Source organism: Mucilaginibacter pankratovii, from assembly GCF_014773265.1.
GTDB lineage: Bacteria > Bacteroidota > Bacteroidia > Sphingobacteriales > Sphingobacteriaceae > Mucilaginibacter > Mucilaginibacter pankratovii.
Genome location: NZ_JACWMY010000005.1, coordinates 367623 through 390495, shown reverse-complemented (window position 1 = coordinate 390495; position 22873 = coordinate 367623). Strand labels below are relative to the sequence as shown.

The window sequence follows — 22873 nt, the reverse complement described above, 5'->3', positions numbered from 1 at the left end:
GCATTGATATAGGGGTATTACAATTTTGCAGATTTAACTGTTTTGATAATAACCGCAGCAACCTTGTATGGATCGGCAGCCGAGTTAGGGCGACGATCTTCCAGGTAACCGCTCCAGTCGTGATCAACTGTGTAAAGCGGGATACGGATAGAAGCACCACGATCTGATACGCCGTAGCTGAAATCAGTTATAGAAGCAGTTTCGTGTTTACCGGTTAAACGTAATTCGTTGTGTGCACCGTATACAGCAACACACTCAGCAACTGCAGGGCGGAAAGCCTCGCAAATAGCTGTGAAAGTTTCTTTGCTGTTTGCAGTACGTAAAGTTGTGTTAGAGAAGTTAGCGTGCATACCAGAACCGTTCCAGTCTAAAGTACCTAACGGTTTGCAATGCCAGTTGATAGAAACGCCATGAGCTTCGCCGATACGCTCTAATAAATAACGTGCAACCCAAATTTGGTCACCGGCTTCTTTAGCGCCTTTAGCAAAGATTTGGAATTCCCATTGGCCTGCAGCAACCTCAGCGTTGATACCTTCTACGTTTAAGCCTGCATCTAAACAAGCATCTAAGTGCTCTTCAACAATATCGCGGCCATAGGCGTTGTTTGCACCAACCGAGCAGTAGTAAGGGCCTTGCGGACCCGGGTAACCACCTGCCGGGAAACCAAGCGGTTTGTTAGTTGCAGGATCCCAAAGGAAGTACTCCTGCTCAAAACCAAACCAAAAATCGTTATCGTCATCCTGGATAAGCGCACGGCCGTTAGACTCATGTGCTTCGCCTTTTGAATCTAATACTTCGCACATAACCAGGTAAGCATCTTTACGTTGTGGGTCAGGGCATGCAAATACCGGTTTTAAAACGCAGTCAGATGAACCACCTGGTGCCTGCTCGGTAGACGAACCATCAAAGCTCCAGTTATCCAGATCTTCAACATTGCCGCTGAACGATTTAACAATTTTTGTTTTACTACGTAAGCTTTGCGTTGGTTTGTACCCATCAAGCCAGATGTACTCAAGTTTAGTTGCCATTTTTAATGAATTTTGTAATTTTAAGTTTAAATTATAGTTCGTGTTGAGCCTTTACTATGTTCTACATTGCGAATTTAATGCAATTTTATAAATATCATAGCAATTTTTATAAAATTTATAAATATTTACAATAAATGGCTTTATAAATTCCTAAATCAATTAAATATCTATCAATTCTATAGTTATAGATAAGTAATTTTTGTTAAATGCAACAGCAATGCCTAAATCGCTATGCATGCATAGCGATTTATTTCAACAAGAGCCCTATTATACGGCAGGTGAAAATTATTTTCCGGATGCAACTCCCCAATAGCAACTGTTTCTCACTCTTTTTAGCAACGAAGCGTCTGTTTTTAGCTCGGTTTTAGTATTACCGATTAAGAAATACACTTTGGCCAAATTATTATCATACAAAAACGAGGAGATCTTATGTGGCGCAGGCATTTTGTTTATAACATCCACCCTTAGCGCGTTGGTTGCCTTTACTTCACTCACGGTATCCTGGGGTTGTACCGTTTTTACGTAGTTTATAATAAATTTAACATCGTTTTCGGGTACCGCCGCCTTCTTATAATTATCATCGGCCTTCACAATTTCAATCAGGCATTTAACGCAGAGCTCGGCTATCGTAGCATTACCATAATTATTTTGCGGGTTGTTTATCACGCTGTCTTTTTTACCGTTTACCGTAACGGCAGTTTTAGCAAGGGTATCTGATACCGGTTTTGGTTTATTACTATTGCAGGCACCTAAAGTAATGAGGGCAATGGCTAAGATGAATAATGCTGGTCGGTTCATGATTGGATGATTTATATGATTAGGGAACACTGATCCTGTTACTTTGTGTGATTACGCGTGTAACTGACCCGCTTTGCCTGCTATCCAAACATTAAAACATAGGTTTAAACGTTTTAATGACATATTTTTCTGTAAAATTTCTTAAAATTGCCTGATTTATACTTTACACGCTTTTGCGGCAGTTGCTTCGTCATTTTGCTTTAGGTGTAAAAGTTATCAGTATTAGTTTATAACAAGAGTTTCAACAGGCAAACAATTTATTTGAATGTATCTTTACATTCAATACTATCATGAATAACGGCAATAGGGTTTCGAATACAACGGTTGATGTGGTTTTGGTTGGCGCAGGTATCATGAGCGCTACACTTGGGGTAATGCTAAAAGAGCTGCAGCCCGATCTGTCTATAGAGATATTTGAACGACTGGATTCCATAGCCGCCGAAAGTTCTGATGCTATGAACAACGCCGGCACAGGGCACTCCGCCTTCTGCGAGTTGAACTATACTCCTCAGAAAAAAGACGGTACTGTTTCTGCCGACAAGGCCATACAAATTGCCGAGCAGTTTGAAATTACCAAAGAGTTTTGGGCGCACCTTGTCGAAAATAAATTTGTTGGCAAGCCGCAAACGTTCATCAGCAAGATACCCCACATCAGCTTTGTTTGGGGTGCCGATAATGTAACTTATCTAAAAAAACGCTGCGAGGCCATGACCAAACATCATTTTTTTAAGGCTATGGAATATTCTGAAAACCATGAGCAGCTTAAAAAATGGATGCCCCTGGTAATGGAAGGCCGCGACGAAAGCCATACCGTAGCCGGCAGCTATATGGATATTGGTACCGATGTGAATTTTGGTGCCCTTACCCGTACCCTGTTCAATTGGCTGGAGAAACAACCTGATGTAAGCCTGAGCTTAAACCACGATGTTGCCGATATTAAACGCAATAAAGATAATGCCTGGTGTATAAAAGTCACCGACAAAGCAAGCGGCCAAAAACGTAAGCTGAACGCAAAATTTGTTTTTGTGGGAGCCGGCGGCGGTGCCTTACCCCTACTACAAAAATCGGGAATTGCAGAAAGCAAGGGCTTCGGGGGTTTCCCGGTAAGCGGGCAGTGGCTGGTTTGTAATAACCCGGCCGTTGTTGCTAAGCATAATGCCAAAGTTTACGGTAAAGCATCCGTTGGTGCGCCACCTATGTCGGTACCGCATTTGGATACCAGGATGATAGATGGCAAAAGAGCTTTGCTGTTTGGCCCCTATGCGGGTTTCTCTACCCGTTTCCTAAAAAAAGGATCATTATTGGATCTCTTCGGTTCTATAAAAGCAAATAACTTATTGCCACTGCTTGCAGTTGGCCGCGATAACTGGGACCTGACCAAGTATTTAATTGGGCAGGTATTACAATCACCCGCCGATAGGTTGAAAGCCCTGCAGGAGTACTTCCCGGAAGCACAAGCTACCGACTGGGAACTGGAGGTTGCCGGCCAGCGCGTGCAGGTAATCAAAAAAGATGCGAAAAGTACAGGTGTTTTACAGTTTGGCACCGAGGTAGTAACCGCTGCCGATGGCAGTATCTCTGCCTTGCTTGGCGCTTCGCCGGGTGCATCTACATCTGTACCTATTATGGTGGAGCTGATAGAACGCTGCTTTAAAGATAAAGTAAAAACACCGCAATGGCAGGCTAAACTAAAACAAATGATACCCTCTTACGGGCAATCGCTTGTTAAGGATGAAGCATTAGCAGATGCTACACGGGCAAGGACGAGTAAGGTGTTGGGATTGGTTTAGTTTATCAATTTATTACAAGATTAAACTTATTCACTTGTAGCCAAAGCAAAAGCAACCGGTACAGAAAATTGCACGCGCACAGGTCGCCCGCGCTGAATACCTGGATGCCAGCGTGGAGATAATTTCATCACACGCAAAGCCTCCTCGCTCAAACTTTCGTGCGGCGACTGCAATACTTTTAAATCAGATAAACTGCCGTCTTTTTCTACAATGAACGTTACGATAACCCGCCCTGTTATATTGTTTTCCCGTGCGTATTTAGGGTATCTTACGGTGCGCGCCAAGTACATATTAAAATCGCTATCGTTTTTGCCGAAACCCGGCTGTACATCAACCGGCGAAAATACCTGGGTAACGGGCTTGTAATTCTGCCCGGGCAACATCAAACCGTTTTTGTATTCAATTTTGGGATTTACCGTATTACCGGCATATTTCTGGCTCCAAACACCGTCCCCCTTGCCGTTTACAACCGGCCCTGTTAATAATTCCTGCTCATCGTATTCATTGCGACTTATCCAGGTGCCGTTTCCATTTTCGGCCAATACTTTGCCTAACGAATCGAAACAGGCCTTTAAATAAATGCCATCCTTATTGTTGTCAATTAAATTTAACAGTGCTCCGTTAACATAAAAGGTACTATCGCTATTAACCAATTGGCCATTATTGTATTGTCTTGCAAGTTTCTTCTTTCCATTCCGAAAAAACTCGGTGTAAAACCCATGGGCGTTTTGTTCGAAATTCACTGCATCAGTTTTAGATTTTGCTAAGAGGCGCAATGCCCCGTCAGGATAATAATCCTGTATCACAAACATGCCCGAATCCGCTTTCACAATTAATCGTAAAAATTGCGCGTCTGCCTGCCCGTGCGCCATATTAAACGGGTCGCGCATATAATATGCTGCAGAATCGGGTTTTGCGGTTTTAGTTGGTTGCGCAAACGTAGTAGCATATATAAGAATGCTAAGTATTGCTGTTAGTATAGCTTTAATCATGTAACAAGGGCTGGTTAAATCAGCATTAAATATATAAAAATCATTTTACATACAAAAGCCGGGAACTGCTAGGCCCCGGCTTCCATCACTGCTGATATTTTGTTATCTATTTAAAATCATCGCTGCTTAAATTGCTGTTCACAACTGCATCGGTCACCTTAAAATCGGCTACCACACCTCCTACCGAAGTTTTTTCGGAATAGGGTATTTTTATGCCGGTTGCAATGCCGCGATAATCGCCATATGTTGACGGAGTGGCGCCGGGCACATCGGTCACACGTCTTATTTTGAAGCCGGTTTTAGGGTCGTAATAGTGTTTTACGCGAACGCCTTCCGGGTTGGTGATGCTAACCAGGTAAACCAGCTGATTATCGATCACCTGCATTTCGGGGGCCAATTCCAATTTATACCCTGCTTTACCATAATCCAGTTCGGGGAATAGTTTGTAACGGTTGCGTACCCTTGGGTTTTCTTCCTTGCTAACGGGCGCATCGTTGTTAAACTGTTTCATTCTGATGCTGTCGCCATTAATTACCACATTACTTAGCACAAAGTTATTATAGGATGGCGCAATAATGTTGAGGTAAGATTTATCCGGTGTTTTATACTTAGCCGTCATTTTAATGGAAACGCCCTGGAATGTTCCGTCGGAATTAACGGTCATGTCCTTAACATCTTTAAGTTTGCCTTCGCCGCCTACAGCACTGATATAAGTATTGATAACATCTGCAGCTGTAGTGCTTTTTGCTACCAATTGCCCGCTTAAGGAATTATTATCCGGGTTTACATCTGGCAGTAAATGGTCAGGATCTAAAGTTACGTAAGCAATTTTCGATGTCGATTTATACGGGAACGTCCAGGTGTTGCCACGCTGCCATATTTCGGCAGGCAGTTTAATGGTGCTGCTTTTACCGTTTTCCTCCATCACAAAGGCGGTTACCGGCAGGGCCATTTCTTCCAGGTTTTCGATGGTTATTAATCCGCCTTTTGCAGGGTCGTTATCGGTATAATTTATTTCCTTAACGCCCTGGTCAAGCTTCCAGGTTTGCAGGAACCACTCGTTCCAAAACCAGCTCAGGTCTTCGCCTGCCGCGTTATCCATGCTGTGGAAGAAATCCCAGGGTGTTGGATGTTTAAATGCCCAGCGCTTGATGTAGGTTTTAAATGCAAAATCAAAGCGCTCTTCGCCTAAGATCTGTTCGCGCAGTATCATCAGGCCCTGGGCCGGTTTTTCGTATGCGGCATTACCCAGGTAGTCGGTTTGGATCACATCCGGGGTGTTCATTATGGCGTCGGCTGTGTTGCTGAAGATGTATGGCGCACCGCTTTGTACATCGTCCTTTGTGTAATATTCCCCTTTGTTGAATACTTTGGTATCTACCTTATTAATAAAGGTGTTAAAACCTTCATCCATCCAGGCATATTTACGCTCATTAGAGCCTACGATCATCGGGAACCAGTTGTGGCCAAACTCGTGGTTGGTAACTTCCCACAGTCCGCCGCCCTGGCTTTGATGGCTGCAAAATACAATACCCGGGTATTCCATACCACTTACAGGGCCGCCAACGTTGGTAGCTACCGGGTAAGTATATTCAAACCATTTACCCGAGTAAAGTTCTATCGAAGCTTTAACATATTCGGTAGAGCGGCCCCATGCGGCTTTGCCACCGCTGGCAATTGGGTAAACGGATTGCGCCAATGCTTTTTTTCCGTTAGAGAGGTTGATACGCGCCGCATCCCAAACAAATGCTTTTGATGCCGCCCAGGCAATATCGCGTGCGTTCTTACAGAAGAAGTGCCAGGTAAGCATTGGTTTTTTAACGTAAGCGTTGCCGCCAACCACCTCTGCCGAATCTTTTATCATCACGGTTTTATCGCTGGCTTTGGCTAATGCAAGGCGTTTTAACGCGGTTGGTGTAAGTACTTCTGTTGGGTTAAGCAACTCGCCCGAGCCTACCAGCACCAGGCTTGCCGGCGCGGTAATGGTATAATCAAAATTACCATACTCCAGGTAAAACTCGGCCGCGCCTAAGTAAGGGATGGTATTCCAGCCGCTTACATCATCGTAAACCTCCATGCGCGGGTACCACTGGGCAATATCGTATACCCAGCCCTGAGGGGTTTTTAAACGGCCGGTACGGTCTGTGCCATACTCGGATACATCGTAGGCATAATCTATTTTAACCTGTATTTTGGTGCCGTTGGCACGCAGGGTATCTTTCAGTTTTATCTGCATGCGGGTATCATTCACCAGGTAGTTGGCCTTCTCGGCCTTGCCTTTATTTAAAATGGTGACGCCTTTTAGCTCGTAACCTTTAGTAAAACCGTTATTGGCAAAGCGCCCGCCGCCTATCACGGTAGTGGCTTGCGCGCGCGAGTCTTCGCGGAGGATGTTCTGATCTAACTGCAGCCATAAAAAATCCAGTCCATCGGGGCTGTTGTTGGTGTAGGTGATAATAACACTGCCGCTTAGGCGGTGTTTAAGGGTATCAAGCGTTACATCTATTTTATAATCGGCACGGTTTTGCCAGTATTTGGCGCCCGGCGTACCAGATGCGGAACGATATACATTACCTTTCTCGGGGTAAAACAGCGGGCTAAACACCTTATGCTGATCGTATTTGGGTGCAGGTTTATCAGTATTTTGCGCGTTTGCGGTATAGGTACAAACGATTAGTAAGAACAAAAGGGCTTTGTTGTAAATTTTCATTTTTTTTAGACAGATGATTTAAAGGCTAATATATCGTTTTTTCGGAAACGGGTATGCGATTATCTAAACATCGGCGTTAAACCCTTGCCTATTTTTTATATTTTTGCACTAATGCCGTTTTTGCTGATTTGAGCGCTACGAGCATTTTCTTTTCCTGATAAATGGATATATCTGTTGTAGTACCGTTGTATGATGAAGTAGAATCCTTACCTGAGCTTACCTCCTGGATAAGCAAGGTAATGGCCGAGAACCGTTATAGTTACGAGATAATTTTAGTTGATGATGGCAGCCGCGATGGCTCATGGGATATGATCGTGAAGCTTAAAGATGGTAACCCGCATATCAGGGGCATCAAATTCCGGCGTAATTACGGCAAGTCTGCCGCGCTGAATATCGGCTTTGAGGCCACCAAGGGTGATGTTGTGATCACCATGGATGCCGACCTGCAGGACAGCCCCGATGAGATCCCCGGCCTTTACCGCCGTATTACCGAGGATAACTACGATCTGGTATCCGGCTGGAAAGCAAAGCGCTACGACCCGCTTAGTAAAACCATCCCAACCAAATTATTTAATGCCGCTACCCGCAAAATGAGCGGCATCCCTAATCTGCACGATTTTAATTGTGGCTTAAAGGCTTACCGAAAGGCAGTAGTAAAAAACATAGAGGTTTACGGCGAAATGCACCGGTATATACCTGTATTGGCCAAGTGGGCGGGTTTCACCAAAATTGGCGAACAGGTAGTTGAACATCGTGCCCGTAAATATGGTAAAACCAAATTCGGCTGGAGCAGGTTCATCAATGGCTTTTTAGACCTCCTTTCGATATTTTTTGTAGGCAAATTTGGCAAACGGCCCATGCACTTTTTTGGCATGATGGGTACGCTGAGTTTTTTAACGGGGATAGTATTAGCCGTATGGCTTATATCCGATAAGCTGCGCGATCTTGCCAATCATATTGTACCAAGGCAACCAACAGATAACCCATTGTTTTATTTTGCCCTGGTAGCCATTATATTGGGTTCGCAGTTGTTTCTAACCGGCTTTGTTGCCGAACTGGTATCGCGCAATTCGCCGGAACGGAATCATTATCAAATTGAGGATTCAATTTGATGTGCAGATGTGCAGATTTCAAATGTGCAGATGCAAAGCCATTCAATAATTTTTTAATTAATTTTTCATCTGCACACTTGCACATCTGAAATCTGCACATCTAAAAGAATGTTTTTCTCCATCATCATACCTTTATATAACCGCCCGCAAGAAATAGCTGAATTGCTGGGCACGCTTACCCTGCAAACTTATAAACAGTTTGAGGTATTGGTTATTGAGGATGGTTCCACCAAGCGGGCGGAAGATATTGTAAAAAGCTACGCCGATAGGCTCGATGTAAAATACTTTGAGAAGGCCAACGAGGGCCAGGGCTTTACCCGCAACTTCGGTTTTGAGCGGGCAAAAGGCGATTACTTTGTCATATTCGATTCGGACTGCCTCGTTCCGCACGATTACCTGCAAATAGTAAACGATTCACTAAATAAAGACTGGTTGGATGCGTACGGAGGTCCTGATGGGGCGCACGAATCCTTCACCCCCATCCAAAAAGCCATCAGCTACAGCATGACCTCCCCTTTTACTACCGGCGGTATCCGCGGGAATAAAAAAGGGATCGGCCAGTTTCATCCGCGCAGCTTTAACATGGGTATATCGCGCAAGGTGTGGGAAAACGCGGGCGGCTTCATCATCACCCGCCTGGGCGAGGATATCGAGTACAGCATCCGCATTCACTCCTTAGGCTATAAAATAGGCCTGATATGTGATGCCATTGTTTACCATAAGCGCCGTACCGATTTTGTAAAGTTCTTTAAACAACTTCACTTCTTCGGCCGGGCAAGGATCAACGTTTATAAATTTTTCCCGGATCAGTTAAAAGCGGTACATTTTTTTCCGGCGGTGTTTACACTCGGGTTAATATTCACACTTATCGCTAATTTATTTGGATGGCTTATATCCATATTGTGTAATATTATGGTAGCGCTTATTATTTTGTTGATATTTTTTCACTCTTGGTGGAAAAACAAATCGGCAAAAATTGCATTTTTGAGCATAATAGCTGCCTTTACCCAACTTACTGCTTATGGGTTTGGATTTATGCAGGATTATTGGAAGCGGGTAGTTTTAAAAAGATCATAATAGCGTAGCATGTACCACCCATTTTCTGTTTCCGAGACGTTAAAAACATCCTGGGATATTTTCAAAAGGAATTTCGCAACCATCATTGTTTTTATGGTTTTGTCGCTGTTAGCCATTATTTTTTGTGCTTTTTGGGTATACTACTTTTGGGATGAATCGTTCATAGGCGTTGTCTGCGCTTTTTTACTACTGGTTGCTATCACTTATACGTTCCTGGCGTTTATTAAACTACTTTTTCAATTGATGGATAACGCCTATTACGAAATACGCTTTAAAGATGTGATTCCGAACCTGAAAATGGTTGGGAGTTACCTTATCCTTTTATTATTGGTAAGCACGGTAATGGTATTCCTGTCAAATAGCATAAAAAATCTGCCGGATGGTGTTACAAAAAATATACTGGGGATAGCGGTGGGTTATTTGTTTCAGTTTTTTACATTATTTTATTTCCCGCTTTGCAACTGTTTCATTGTCGACGATCAATCCGGGCCTTTTGAATCAGTTGCGCAAAGTTTCGGGCTGATAAAAGGGAACATCATAAAATATTTCACCCTGTTTATTATCATCGAGGTGCTGATATTTATTGGCTCTTTAACATTTGTGGGCATAATATTCGTCATTCCGTTTGTCAATATTATCCTGGCAGTAACTTATCGTAAACTTATTTACAGCCACCTGGATGTAGATGACGATGTTGCCGAAACCAATTAATTATGGGTTTAAAAGCATTATTGAGCAAGGCTTTCGCCTTTTTTGTAAACCGGCAGCTAAACCATATCCGCCAAAATGCAGTAGCGCTGCAGCAAAAAACCTTCAGCAATTTAATACACGATGCCAAAGCTACGGCCTTTGGTACCGACCATAACTTCGCTTCCATCAACAGCTACGAGGATTTTAAAAAACAAGTACCTGTTAGGGATTACGAGGAACTCCGCCCTTACATCGAGCGTGTAACCAAAGGCGAAGCCAATGTGCTTTGGCCGGGCAAACCCGCTTATCTCGCAAAAACATCGGGTACTACTTCGGGGGTAAAATATATCCCCATTTCAAAAGAGAGCATGCCCGAGCATATCAAAGCCGCGCGCAATGCATTGCTTAGCTATATCCACGAAACAGGGAAAGCCGATTTTGTGGATGGTAAAATGATCTTCCTGCAGGGTAGTCCGGTACTCAGCGAAAAGGAAGGTATTTCTGTTGGGCGCCTATCCGGCATTGTGGCGCACCATGTGCCGGAATACCTGCAAAAGAACCGCATGCCATCTTACGAAACCAATTGCATCGAGGATTGGGAGCAAAAGGTGGATGCCATTGTGCAGGAAACCGTAAAAGAGGATATGCGCCTCATTTCCGGTATCCCCCCCTGGTGCCAGATGTATTTCGACAGGCTTTCGGCGGTATCGGGTGGTAAAAAGGTAAAGGACATCTTCCCAAACTTTAAGCTGTTTGTACACGGCGGCGTAAACTACGAACCCTACCGTGCACGCATGGAGGAAGTTATCGGCACAAAGGTCGATTCGATAGAAACCTACCCGGCTTCTGAAGGTTTCATAGCCTTCCAGGATTCGCAAAAGGAAAAAGGCTTGCTGCTGATGGTGGATGCCGGCATATTTTATGAATTTATCCCCAGCGACGAATACTTTAATGATAACCCTACCCGCATCAACCTGAAGGATGTGGAGCTGGAGCGCAACTACGCGCTTATATTAAACACCAGTGCCGGTTTATGGGGCTATAGCTTAGGCGATACCATTAAGTTCGTATCAAAAAAACCGTATAAAATTGCGGTTACCGGGCGTATCAAGCATTATATCTCCGCTTTTGGCGAACACGTAATTGGCGAAGAAGTGGAGCAGGCTTTAATGGGCGTAGCTGCGGAAGAAGGTGTGGATGTAATTGAGTTCACCGTTGCCCCGCAGGTAACCCCCAAGGCGGGAGAACTCCCCTACCACGAATGGTTCATCGAATTTGGCAACGAGCCGAAAGATCCCGGCGCTTTTTCGCTGAAGGTGGATAAGGCGCTCCAGAAAAAGAATATTTACTATTTCGACCTGATAGAGGGCAACATTTTGCAGCCTTTGGTTATCCGCAGTTTAAAAAAAGATACCTTTATCAATTATATGCGCAGCCAGGGCAAATTGGGCGGCCAAAATAAAGTGCCAAGACTATCAAACGACCGGAAAATTGCGGACGAATTAAATCGGTATATCAGTAACATTTAAGCAAACACAGCGTCTTTAAGCAGTATAAAAGCTTTGGCGTATACAGGATACTATAATTGAGCAACAATATAAAAAATATAGCCATTTTAGGCTCTACCGGCAGCATCGGCACACAAACATTGGAAGTTATTAAAGATAACCCCTCCCTGTTTCGTGCTTTTATGATCACAGGGCACTCTAATGCCTACCTGCTGATACAGCAGGCAATGGAATTTTTGCCCGAGTACGTCATCATTTGCGACGAAGCTAAGTACGCCGAAGTAAAAGAGGCACTGTCCCACTTGCCCATTAATGTACTTGCAGGTTACCAGGCCATAAAGGATATGGTTACCCATCCGGAGATCCATATTGTGCTTACCGCCATGGTTGGCTTCGCGGGTTTAGAGCCTACCATCAACGCCATTAAAGCAGGTAAGGATATCGCGTTGGCAAACAAAGAAACTTTAGTGGTTGCCGGCGAGTTGGTTACCGGCCTGGCTAAACAGCATAACGTTAAGATATTACCCGTTGATAGCGAGCACTCAGCGATATTCCAGTGCCTGGCAGGAGAAGAGCACAATAAGATAGAGAAGATCATCCTCACGGCCTCCGGCGGACCATTCAGGGGCAAAACGACAGACTTTTTATCAACTGTTACCCGCGAGCATGCCCTAAAACACCCCAACTGGGTAATGGGTGCCAAAATAACTATCGACTCGGCATCGTTAATGAATAAAGGCCTGGAGGTTATCGAGGCCAAGTGGTTGTTCGGCCTCGAGGCGGATCAGATAGATGTTATTGTTCATCCGCAATCCATTATCCACTCGATGGTGCAATTTGAGGATGGTTCGATAAAAGCGCAAATGGGTTTGCCGGATATGAAACTGCCGATACAGTATGCCCTATCCTATCCTAACCGCGTCAAAAACAACTTTAAACGGTTTGATTTTGTGAATTATCCTAACCTCAGTTTCGAGAAACCGGATCTGGATACTTTCCGCAACCTTAAACTGGCTTTTGAAGCGTTGAACCGCAAGGGGAATATGCCTTGTATCGTTAACGCGGCCAATGAGATAGCCGTGGCCGCTTTCCTGAACAACGATACCGGCTTTTTGGATATGAGCGATATTATTGAAACCTGTATGACAAAAATAGGTTATATAGAGCAGCCTAAGCTTGGCGACTATTTGAATACTGATAAAGAAACACGCATATTTGCGCAAAATTTAATAAAGCAAATGCCGTTAAAAGCATACGATCTTAAAGAGAAATAACAACGAATGGATATATTGATCATGGCCGGCCAATTAATACTTAGCCTTTCAATTTTAGTAATACTGCATGAGTTTGGGCATTTTATAGCCGCCCGGGCTTTCGGAATAAAAGTGGAGAAATTTTACCTGTTTTTTGATGCCTGGAATTTCAGCCTCTTCAAATTTAACTACAAAGGTGTTGAATACGGTATAGGCTGGCTGCCCTTGGGCGGCTACGTGAAAATTGCCGGTATGATAGATGAATCGATGGATACCGACCAGCTGGCCGGCCCGCCGCAACCCTGGGAATTTCGCTCCAAACCAGCCTGGCAGCGCCTTATTGTAATGCTTGGCGGTATTATTGTAAACATTATAGTAGGTATATTTATATTTTGGGTGCTTACCATTAAATACGGTGAAACCTATATACCTAATGCCAATGTAAAGTACGGTATTGTACCGGGCATTGTCGGTAAAAAGATGGGCCTGCAGGCCGGCGACAAGATAACCGCTGTAAACGGCAAACCTGTTGAGCGTTTTGAAGACCTGAGCAGCTCGAAGGTATTGCTTGATAAAACCGTTTTAAGCGTTCAGCGCGGTAGCCAGCACCTTGAAATAAAAGTGCCGCCTACCATTTTAAACGACATATCCGACTATACGATAGAGGAATTCATAAGCCGCGTACCCCGCAGTAAGTTTAGCGTTGATTCGGTAGCGGGAGAGGCTAAAAGAGTGGGCCTAACAAAAGGCGATAGCATTATAGCTGTTAATGATAAACCCGTGCCCTTCTTCGATCAGTTCCAGGAGGTTTTACAGGCCAATAAAAACAAGGAGGTGCAGCTTTCGGTAAGGCGTAAAGACACCGTGCTTGTAATGCCTGCTAAAATTGATGCTGCCGGTAAATTAGGTTTCTACAGGCCCAAGAAAGAAGTGATCCCTGAAATGACAACCATTAATTATGGCTTTTTTGCCGCTTTGCCCGTTGGTGCAAATAAGGCCTGGGATATGTTCAGCAGCAATGCCAAGGGTATTAAAAAGATCTTTACCGGCCAGGTTAAAGCTAATAAAGCAATATCAAGCCCTATTGGGATAGCGGTAATGTTTGGCGGCACTATAGACTGGATCCGTTTCTGGAGCCTGGTAGGTTTCCTATCGATGGTATTGGCATTAACCAACCTACTGCCCATCCCTGGTTTAGATGGCGGGCATACCGTATTCCTGCTTATTGAGATGATAAAAGGCAAGCCGCTTAGCGATAAGTTTTTAGAACGCGCGCAGATAGTGGGTTTTGTATTACTAATCTCCCTGATGGTGTTTGCTTTTGGCAACGATATTGTAAAGCAGATAGTAAAGCATAAATAACGGTTACGGGGTTTTTAACCACAAAGGCCACAGAGATTTTTCTTTGTGGCCTTTGTGGTTAAATCTTTGTGCTCCTTGTGGTAAATAATTATCGCGCTAATCCCCCCCAGATCAAGTTACCAAGCGCTATGAAGTATAAAAACGTGATGCTTTATCCCGATGTCTAATTATGCGGTTGCAAAATCCCCCGCTTTGTTTTTCTTTTGAAGTATCAATGCCGTAATAAATGGCACCAAGATGGCCACGGGCGATATTTCAAGATAAGTAAAGAGTATAACCCCTGCCGGGGTGCTATAAATTTCTTTCGCTTTTGCTATTTCGGCGGTCTTTTTAGCAAGCGCGGCAGGGCTCAACCCACTATGCTGCGCTTTTTCTAACGAAGCAGCGGATAATTTCTCCATAAAATCGGGGATGAATACGTAATAATCTATCAGCCATGCAACTACATAGCAGGTAGAAGCGACAAGCGATATTAAAAAAGCCATTTTTAACGCCTGGCCAAATGTGATAAAACCGCCATTGAATTTATCCCGGTAATTTTTCACGCCTACAAACACTAAGGAGAACGATATGAGCATGCCGGCATAGCCAACAAACATGTTGCCCTCGTACTTGCCGGTACTGTAGCACCAGGCAATACTGCAAATCATAAACAAGGACACCAGCAGTCCGCTGATCAATCCAAATACCCATACATTTCTTTTCATGTTTTTATGCTTTAAAGTTTATGGCTCAAAAGTGATTTTTACTGATATATTTTCCGTCATACTTTAGGGTGATTTTGATTTGAACGCTTATTTTCACACAAAAGAATGATCGGTTTTACGGGATGAGGCTAAGGCGCTTCCCCTTTTCTATAGCCTGGGTGCGGCGCTGCACTTCCAGCTTCTCAAACACTTTGGAGGAATGTGTTTTAATGGTATTGAGCGATACAAACAGTTTTTCGGCAATTTGCTGGTTGCTTAGGCCCTGTGCCATCAGTTGTAATACCTCCAGTTCGCGGTTGCTCATCCCAAGTTTATTAAGCTGGCTTTTATCAAGTAAAAATTCGCCTGCATTTATAAAAACTTGTTTTTCAACGGTGATGGTTTTGGGCTTACTCAGTTTCAGCGCCAGCCAAATGCCAAGCCCGGTAAAAATTACCGCTACAAAACCGGCGTAGATCTCAAAAGCATAGTCGACAATTATAAACCGCCATTCCAGCCATTTCAGTAAAAACAATAAAGCAGCCAGCGACACACCGTATATGATTACAGAGCGGTATTTAGCCAGGTAGTTCGTCGTCATGATTTATTGTTAAGATGGAGCTTTAAAAGTAGGAAAAACGCGGGCTTAAATGAAACAATTTGGCCGGCCGGGAAGGGTAAATCTATATCCGGATTAAGCATTAAAAGTATAAATTATTTTCAGGACTAAATAGGGATGAGGTGTCCCAAACTGTTTCACAATAACTGTTTTACCCGATTTTTCTTGTTGTCAATAATTTTATTTATATATCTAATTATCAATATTTTACATTGTTTATTTAATGTATAGGGATGTCCCAAAGTGTTTCACTAAAAATACACAACCAGCTGATAATCAATATTATTCGATTTCAGGGTGTCCCACTTTTCAATTGGGACACCCCGTGGGGAAAATACCGGTCGCATTACAAAAATTCAAGCGGCGTTGGTTGCGGCAAGCTTATTTGAAGTGATCTTTTGAAACCTGCTTTTCATCCGCAGAAAATAACGCTCGAAACCGAAATAAGATACCGATGCCAGGAGCACAACCAACACGATAGTCCCCAGGTAAAGTATAATAGTTTGCCAGAAAGTACTGGCCGGAGGAATGTAGTTGCGTACAATATACAGCATCAGCATTAAAGGATATTTGTGCAGGAGGTAGATACCGTAGGAGATTTTGCCGCAGTACGCTACCGCTTTGTTGCCAAAAAAAGCATTGGTGGTACCGGGTTCGCAAAGGTACACCATCATCAATGCCGAAAATGCCGAGATGATGAGATCGCCCTGCCCTATTTCCTTATGCACAAACAAACAGATAAAGGCTATAAATGCCGCTGCTAATGCCATTTGAAAATATTTATTCAACAGCAGGTTAAAAGCGCTTTGGAACCCGAATGTAAAGCAGTTGTTTTTGGTATTGAAGTATAGTAAGGCAACTATGGCACCTATCATCATATCATCAAACCGGGTGAAGTATAAAAACAGGTCGAGGTTGAGCAAAAATTGGCTTTGGTATTGGTAATACCTTACGGTTAGATTTAGCGCTACCAGCACTATTAAGATACCCGTTAGGGTGTACAATATGTTCTGCACCTTCTTCTGCCGGAAAATGTGCGGGTGAAAAATATAGAATTGCTCCTCCACACCTATCGACCATATGGGGTCGAAAATATTGGGTAGCAGTTTCATACAAAATGCCACATTAGGCATCAAAAACAAACTAAGCCAAAGCGCGTGCATGGAACCCTCAGCAGGGTAAACAAAAAAGCCTACCAGTATTAGCAGGAAATATAATGGCCAGATCCGTAAAATGCGGCGGATATAGAAAGCTTTAAAGGAGACTTTTTTGAAGCGTTTTTTTTCTTCGAGCAAAAGGTAAGTGATGAGGAAGCCACTGAGCGTAAAAAATATGGTTACCCCTATTTTACCGAAATTTTTAAAGTCGATCAAATCCTGGTGTTGGATCCCCTGAAGCTTTTTATGGAGCTGAATATGCGACAGCACCACCATTAAAGCGGCTATCGCCCTTATCCCATCTAAATTGGCAAAATATAAATACGCTTTTTTTGGAACTGATTCAGCTTCCCCGCTCATTTAATCAAATTAAATTGTTAACCATGCTGCCCCTTTAAAGGGATAACCGCAGTAAACGTATTTGTACAGGTATCAATATTAAATTCGTAAGCAAAACTACTGCAGGCCCGGGCGATGATCATTAACCCAAAATGCTCCGGTAAACGCAGCAGATCGGTTTCTTCCGGCCCCGTTTCTTCAACAAGGAATTGTACAAGGCAATTGTTTTTAACCGCTGCATTTAAATTGCTGCCGTTACCGCTGTAAGCACATATAATGCGCCCAGCCTGGTGGTTTCCGGGAAGCGGCCATTCGTGTTTTATACCGCCGCAATATATCACTAAAGGATTTCCGGTATCGTTTTTTTTAATGATAATATCGCTTTGGTCTACATGAAGCCATACCTCCGTTTGCCCGCCTCCGCTGTGTTTTAAGGCATTGGTGAGCAACTCCATCAATACCAATTTCACTTTGGTGAGTGTATCGTCGTCGGTATCTGATTCCCGTTGCAGAAACTCAACACCTTCTACCACCAGCGGGTATAGCTCTTCAGCCGTATGGCCGAATATTAATTGTTTTGGGACTCCGGCAGCCATCCTACTTTGCTTTATCAGCTAACGCCCCTTCTGTGGTATCAAATATCTTAAAGGCCTTATCCAGGCGTATCAACCTAAACAGCCCCAGAATATCTTTGTTTAACCCCGCCACCACTATTTCGGCTTTATTAGTAATGGCATGTTTAAGTGCCGATACCAGCGCCCCTAAAAAAGAGCTATCCACATAAGTTACCTCTTCAAAATTCACAACGATGTATTTGCTTCCGCCATCTATTTGCGTAAACAGCTCCGCTTTAAATTTTTCGGATACCGTTAAATTGGCTTCCTTAACCTGTATGGTAGCCACCAAAGCATCCTGGTGATCATTGATTTGTAATATCATGAGGTTGTTCTTTTTAAATATATTAAGCTGCAATCATCAATATGCTCTTTCGCTTTCCATTTCAGGAAATCGCCTGCCTTAAAATCGGCAAACGGCTTCCCCAGAAATGGGGTTACCGCTGCAATAAAGGAATTGTAGTCTGTTTTCTTCCCTGTATCGGTATCTGCGTCTATTATCCCATCTGTCAGGATAAAGATCTGATCACCGGCGCTTAGTTTTATTTCGATCTCGTCAAAATCACCATCAGGCATCAGGCCCAGTAACATACCCGATGAGCGCACTTCCTTTGTCGCATCATCCTTACTGTTATAATAAAATAAAGGCAGATCTCCCGCGCCGGAATATTTAATCGTCGATTCCTTTGCGTCTATTAAAACCAGCGACAGGCTGGATAGTACGTCATTCACCACCGGATCGTGGTACACTACCGAATTTATTTTCTGCAGGATATTCTTGGTGGAAAAATTCCCTTCAGAAATACAGATGCGCACCGCTGCGCGTATGTAACTCAAAAACCCGAAAGAGAAATACCATGCACCCCACTTTTTGCCCATCACATCTCCCAACACAATAAAGGTATGCCGCTCATCTACGGTAATAAAATCTATAAAATCGCCACCGGGGTAATTCTGGAAAGGCTTATGCCAAAAATCGATCTCAAACCCGCCAATAACCGGCAGCTTTTGCGGTACAGAATGCAGGTTAAGCGCCATTGCCGCTTTGCTCAACTCTTTTAGGGTGCGTTCGTGCTGCTCGCGCACAGTGGTTAAAAAGTTGTCTATTTTGCTTACTATTACCTGTACCGGCGTATCTTTCAGTATATAATCTACCGCCTCCAGGTTAATGCCCTCCAGCATTACATCCCTATCCACCTCGCTGGTGAGAAACATAAAAGGGATATCTTTAAAGTCTGTACCTATCAGGTTTTGCCTAAATTCAAAGCCATTAACCTCGGGCATGTGATAGTCGGATAGAATGATATCGGGGCGTTCTTCTTTCAATAGTTCCATCGCCTGGCCGGCAGATGCCGCCTTCATACACTCAAACCCTTCTTTGCCCAGGGCCCTGCCCATCATCTCCAGCACAAGTGTGTTGTCATCAACCAATAAGATCTTTTTTGATACGGGCATGGGTGGTGGCTTAGGTACTTTGTTTTTTTAATACACTGCTCAAAAATAAGTAAACACCCGTAAAAACAATCAACAGCGATATGATATCCATAATGGTAACACCGTCGTTATCGTTAAAATAAAATACGGTGAACATTTCAAAATACGGCGGCGCCGGCATAATGATCATGGCCATACCGAGCGTGATCATGATAATGCCTATAATAACAACGATGCTTTTTTTTACCCGCTCCTTGGTAATATATTTCTTGCTCACATTACTATCCAGCTGATGATGCGACAACAGGTACTCGAAACCGTTGAGTAGTTCGAGCCGGTCCTGTTCTGTATCCAGTTCCTTAAAAGCTTCTATTTTTTGCGGCAGCGTGGCTTCGTCGAGCGCGTGTAGCAATTTTTGCTGAACAACTTTTATCCGCCCGGCGTCAACTACCCCTTTACGGAGTAATACCACCAGTTCATCCGCTTTTAATTCAAGCAAAGCGCCTTCATCCAAAACTTTCTTGTCGTTCAACCTTTTAATTCCTTATAAAATGACTAACTTTTGCTAACATTATAGCGTAAAACACATACATCAATATTTTTTGCATGAAAAGGGTTTCCGTAGTCACCATCAACTTCAACCAGGACAAAATAACAGAAGAACTGTTAGATTCTATTGCCGAAACAAACACCTACGAAAACCTGGAGGTAATTGTTGTTGATAATGGCAGCACTGTAAATCCTGTACCCAAATGGGCACCAAAATATCCTAATGTTAAGTTTATACGGTCTGAAGCAAATTTGGGTTTCTCTGGTGGCAACAATATTGGTATAAAACCCGCAACCGGCGATTATTATTTCCTGGTGAACAACGATACCGAGTTTACACCCGGGCTGGTGCAAAAACTGGTTGATGTACTGGATACCCGTCCCGAGGTTGGCATTATCTCGCCCAAGTTGAATTACCATTTCGATAAAACACTGATACAGTACATGGGCTTTACCCTGGTTGATTATTACACGTGCCGTAACCAGGCCGTTGGCAAAAACCAGCGCGATGTGGGGCAGTACGATAATTTTTTAGGGCAAACCGGCTATTGCCACGGCGGCGCCATGATGGTAAAGCGCGAAACTTGCGAAAAAGCAGGGCTGATGGCCGATAACTTTTTTATTTATTACGAGGAGGTAGACTGGGGCGAACGCATTAATAAATCGGGATACCAGGCCTGGGTACACGGCGGCGCGGTTATTTACCACAAAGAATCGATGACGGTTGGGAAAAACAGCCCGTTTAAAGAATACTTCATGAACCGTAACCGTATCCTGTTTATCCGCCATAATGCACCTGCATTTAAGGCATTTGTATTTTACATCTATTTTGTAGTGATGGTGGTGCCGCGTAATATTATCAATTACATAAAAGAGAAGCGCTATAATTTTATTGGTTTACTTTTCCGCGCTGTATGGTGGAATATTACGCATAAAAAAACCAGCACCGAATTAGGCTACACTATAAACAAGGTTTCATGATAATCACATTTTGGCTAAGCCTGTTTATAGCCTTTTATACCTTTGTTGGCTACGGGATACTGTTATTTATTATCATCAAAATAAAACGGGCTTTAAAGGGCCGTAAGGTAGTAACTGATGTTGCCGACGAGCAGCTACCCGAGTGTACCCTGGTTGTTGCGGCATATAACGAAGAACATTTTATTGGGGAGAAGATAGCCAACAGCCTGGCGCTTAACTATCCCGCAGGTAAGCTGAAATTTGTTTTTGTAACCGACGGTTCATCCGACAGGACAACCGATATTATTGCCCGATACCCGCAAATACAATTACTGCACCGCCCCGGGCGTGCCGGTAAAATAGCTGCCGTACACCGCGCCATGGAGTATGTTACTACCGAAGCGGTTGTATTTACCGATGCCAATACTTTTTTAAATGCCGATGCCATTAAACGGATCTGCCGCCATTATGCGGATGCTACAGTTGGCTGCGTTGCCGGCGAAAAACGCGTGCAAATAGATACAAATGCCGATGCCAGTGCCGCAGGTGAAGGCTTTTATTGGAAGTATGAATCGGCTCTGAAGAAATGGGATTCGGAACTATACTCGGTAGTTGGTGCTGCCGGAGAACTCTTCAGCGTACGCCGCAATCTGTACCAGGACGTACCACCCGACACCGTACTGGATGATTTTATGATATCGATGCTGATAGCCGCCAAGGGATACCGCATTGTTTACGAGCCCGAAGCTTACGCGCTGGAAACCGCATCAGAAAACGTTACCGAAGAGCTTAAACGCAAAATACGTATAGCAGCCGGCGGTATACAATCTATCCTGCGGTTAGTACCGTTGTTATTCTCGTTCAAATACCCCTTGCTGTCGTTTCAGTACGTTAGCCACCGTGTGCTGAGGTGGACGGTGACGCCCTTCTGTTTGATATTGGCCTTACTTACCAATCTTGCCCTGGCATTTGCGGGCAAAGGATTGATTTACGATGTTTTATTTGCCGGGCAAGTGTTCTTTTACCTGCTGGCCTTCCTTGGTTTTATTATGGAGAAAAGGCACATCCGTGTAAAGGCATTGTTTGTACCCTACTATTTTTGCGTAATGAACTACGCGGTATTAGCAGGCATCATCCGTTACTTTACCAAAAAGCAAAGCGCCATGTGGGAAAAGGTGCAGAGGAAGCAATAGTTCATAGTTGATGTTCATAGATGATAGCAGCTACAGCACAGCTACGAACGAGCATCCGACCATGAACCATCAACTATAAGCCATGAACCGCTCTACTCCACCCCTTTCACCCTCATTTGCATAGTGTAAATAGCTTTGGAGGCGGTTAAAAACAATACATCCCTGTTCTTCCCACCAAAGCAAAGGTTTGCCGTCCATGGTTCGGGGACATCTATATGGGCGATCTGTACGCCTTGCGGATCGAACACTGTCACCCCGTTGCCCGCAAGGTATAGATTGCCCCGCTCGTCCAGCGTGATGCCGTCCGCGCCCTTATCGGCAAATACCCTCCTGCCGCTTAATGTACCATCTTCTTTTATATCGTATTTATAAATTTTATTGCCACCAATATCCGCTACATATAAAAACTTCCCATCCGGCGAGCCTACGATGCCGTTTGGCTTTTTAAGGCTATCCTCCAGCATAATGGCTTCAGTTTTCCCCTTGGGGAGATAATAAATCTTTTGGCCGTCCTGGTCGGGTTTGGTGCGTGTCCACCATGGCCGTTGGTAATAGGGGTCGGTAAAATAGATATCTCCATTCGGATGGATCCACAGGTCGTTTGGCCCGTTTAGTAATTTGCCCTTATAATCGCCCAACAGTACTTTCTTTTTCTTGCCGTTTTTTATCAGCCAAAGTTCGTCGTGCTCATCAGCACAAGCAATCAGGTTTCCCTTTTTATCTACGTAAGTACCATTTGCACGGCCGGCATTTTCCATATAGAGCACAAGTTGGCCGTCGGTTTTGTACTCCCAAATTTTATTATTGGGCTGATCGGTAAAAAAGATATTGCCTTTTTTATCAACGGCGGGGCCCTCTGTAAAAGCAAATACCTTTGATATAAGCTTTGGCTTCTCAAGCGTATCAAACAATGCGTGTGGCTGAGCTGATACTTTTGTTGCAGAGATAGCTAACAAAGCCAGTAGGGCTGTTTTTTTAAACGACATTTTTTTCATCTGGTTA

Annotated in this window: 21 protein-coding genes; 9 read left to right on the top strand and 12 right to left on the bottom strand. The window is 43.8% G+C overall.

Going from position 1 to position 22873, the window contains the following annotated elements; genetic code table 11:
* Positions 1-17: 17 nt before the first annotated feature.
* Positions 18-1028, bottom strand: coding sequence for a glutamine synthetase beta-grasp domain-containing protein (locus IDJ77_RS12440; protein ID WP_191189275.1), 1011 nt, complete (start codon positions 1026-1028; stop codon positions 18-20).
* A gap of 285 nt (positions 1029-1313) precedes the next feature.
* Complete coding sequence (locus IDJ77_RS12435) at positions 1314-1826, bottom strand: hypothetical protein (protein WP_191189274.1); 513 nt, start codon at positions 1824-1826, stop codon at positions 1314-1316.
* Between the two features lie 290 nt (positions 1827-2116).
* Between IDJ77_RS12435 and IDJ77_RS12430 the strand changes: the two genes are divergently transcribed.
* On the top strand, positions 2117-3616 hold the full coding sequence (locus IDJ77_RS12430) for a malate:quinone oxidoreductase (RefSeq protein WP_191189273.1): 1500 nt from the start codon (positions 2117-2119) through the stop codon (positions 3614-3616).
* A 26-nt stretch (positions 3617-3642) separates the two neighbouring features.
* Here the strand turns inward: IDJ77_RS12430 and IDJ77_RS12425 are convergent, their stop codons facing one another.
* Entirely contained in the window at positions 3643-4608 is a 966-nt protein-coding gene (locus tag IDJ77_RS12425; protein ID WP_224751070.1) for an energy transducer TonB, read from the bottom strand.
* Positions 4609-4714: 106 nt separating this feature from the next.
* The gene (locus tag IDJ77_RS12420; protein ID WP_191189272.1) at positions 4715-7318 is read right to left on the bottom strand and encodes a M1 family metallopeptidase; all 2604 of its coding nucleotides are present in this window, start codon (positions 7316-7318) and stop codon (positions 4715-4717) included.
* A 161-nt stretch (positions 7319-7479) separates the two neighbouring features.
* Between IDJ77_RS12420 and IDJ77_RS12415 the strand changes: the two genes are divergently transcribed.
* From IDJ77_RS12415 to rseP, 6 genes are all read left to right on the top strand, one after another.
* Positions 7480-8430 (top strand): glycosyltransferase family 2 protein, encoded by a 951-nt coding sequence (locus IDJ77_RS12415; protein WP_191189271.1) that lies wholly within the window; start codon positions 7480-7482, stop codon positions 8428-8430.
* Positions 8431-8538: 108 nt separating this feature from the next.
* Positions 8539-9507 (top strand): glycosyltransferase, encoded by a 969-nt coding sequence (locus IDJ77_RS12410; RefSeq protein WP_191189270.1) that lies wholly within the window; start codon positions 8539-8541, stop codon positions 9505-9507.
* Positions 9508-9516: 9 nt separating this feature from the next.
* Positions 9517-10218 carry a hypothetical protein gene (locus IDJ77_RS12405; RefSeq protein WP_191189269.1) on the top strand — a complete coding sequence of 234 codons (702 nt, stop codon included), beginning with the start codon at positions 9517-9519 and terminating at the stop codon, positions 10216-10218.
* A 2-nt stretch (positions 10219-10220) separates the two neighbouring features.
* The gene (locus IDJ77_RS12400; RefSeq protein WP_191189268.1) at positions 10221-11726 is read left to right on the top strand and encodes a GH3 auxin-responsive promoter family protein; all 1506 of its coding nucleotides are present in this window, start codon (positions 10221-10223) and stop codon (positions 11724-11726) included.
* 56 nt (positions 11727-11782) lie between these two features.
* Positions 11783-12979 carry a 1-deoxy-D-xylulose-5-phosphate reductoisomerase gene (locus IDJ77_RS12395; protein ID WP_224751069.1) on the top strand — a complete coding sequence of 399 codons (1197 nt, stop codon included), beginning with the start codon at positions 11783-11785 and terminating at the stop codon, positions 12977-12979.
* A 6-nt stretch (positions 12980-12985) separates the two neighbouring features.
* Positions 12986-14320 (top strand): RIP metalloprotease RseP, encoded by a 1335-nt coding sequence (rseP, locus tag IDJ77_RS12390; RefSeq protein WP_191189267.1) that lies wholly within the window; start codon positions 12986-12988, stop codon positions 14318-14320.
* A 167-nt stretch (positions 14321-14487) separates the two neighbouring features.
* Here the strand turns inward: rseP and IDJ77_RS12385 are convergent, their stop codons facing one another.
* The 7 genes from IDJ77_RS12385 to IDJ77_RS12355 all read right to left on the bottom strand — a co-directional run bounded on the left by IDJ77_RS12385 (position 14488) and on the right by IDJ77_RS12355 (position 19701).
* A complete protein-coding gene (locus IDJ77_RS12385; protein WP_191189266.1) occupies positions 14488-15027 on the bottom strand; it encodes a DUF4199 domain-containing protein in 540 nt (179 codons plus the stop codon).
* A gap of 115 nt (positions 15028-15142) precedes the next feature.
* A complete protein-coding gene (locus IDJ77_RS27840; RefSeq protein ID WP_191189265.1) occupies positions 15143-15607 on the bottom strand; it encodes a helix-turn-helix transcriptional regulator in 465 nt (154 codons plus the stop codon).
* 374 nt (positions 15608-15981) lie between these two features.
* Positions 15982-17142: an acyltransferase family protein gene (locus tag IDJ77_RS12375; RefSeq protein WP_191189264.1), complete on the bottom strand. Its 1161-nt coding sequence runs from the start codon at positions 17140-17142 to the stop codon at positions 15982-15984.
* Positions 17143-17159: 17 nt separating this feature from the next.
* Entirely contained in the window at positions 17160-17717 is a 558-nt protein-coding gene (locus IDJ77_RS12370; RefSeq protein WP_191189263.1) for a hypothetical protein, read from the bottom strand.
* A 1-nt stretch (position 17718) separates the two neighbouring features.
* Complete coding sequence (locus IDJ77_RS12365; RefSeq protein ID WP_191189262.1) at positions 17719-18060, bottom strand: STAS domain-containing protein; 342 nt, start codon at positions 18058-18060, stop codon at positions 17719-17721.
* Positions 18057-19190 carry a fused response regulator/phosphatase gene (locus IDJ77_RS12360; RefSeq protein WP_191189261.1) on the bottom strand — a complete coding sequence of 378 codons (1134 nt, stop codon included), beginning with the start codon at positions 19188-19190 and terminating at the stop codon, positions 18057-18059. The genes IDJ77_RS12365 and IDJ77_RS12360 overlap by 4 nt, the downstream gene beginning before the upstream one ends.
* Positions 19191-19200: 10 nt before the next feature.
* Complete coding sequence (locus IDJ77_RS12355; RefSeq protein WP_224751068.1) at positions 19201-19701, bottom strand: hypothetical protein; 501 nt, start codon at positions 19699-19701, stop codon at positions 19201-19203.
* Positions 19702-19775: 74 nt separating this feature from the next.
* Between IDJ77_RS12355 and IDJ77_RS12350 the strand changes: the two genes are divergently transcribed.
* Both IDJ77_RS12350 and IDJ77_RS12345 read left to right on the top strand, forming a co-directional pair.
* On the top strand, positions 19776-20699 hold the full coding sequence (locus tag IDJ77_RS12350; RefSeq protein WP_191189260.1) for a glycosyltransferase family 2 protein: 924 nt from the start codon (positions 19776-19778) through the stop codon (positions 20697-20699).
* A complete protein-coding gene (locus IDJ77_RS12345) occupies positions 20696-21871 on the top strand; it encodes a glycosyltransferase family 2 protein (RefSeq protein WP_191189259.1) in 1176 nt (391 codons plus the stop codon). The genes IDJ77_RS12350 and IDJ77_RS12345 overlap by 4 nt, the downstream gene beginning before the upstream one ends.
* A gap of 92 nt (positions 21872-21963) precedes the next feature.
* On the opposite strand, the gene IDJ77_RS12340 is transcribed toward IDJ77_RS12345, so the two are convergent.
* Positions 21964-22866 (bottom strand): SMP-30/gluconolactonase/LRE family protein, encoded by a 903-nt coding sequence (locus tag IDJ77_RS12340; protein ID WP_191189258.1) that lies wholly within the window; start codon positions 22864-22866, stop codon positions 21964-21966.
* Positions 22867-22873: the final 7 nt, after the last annotated feature.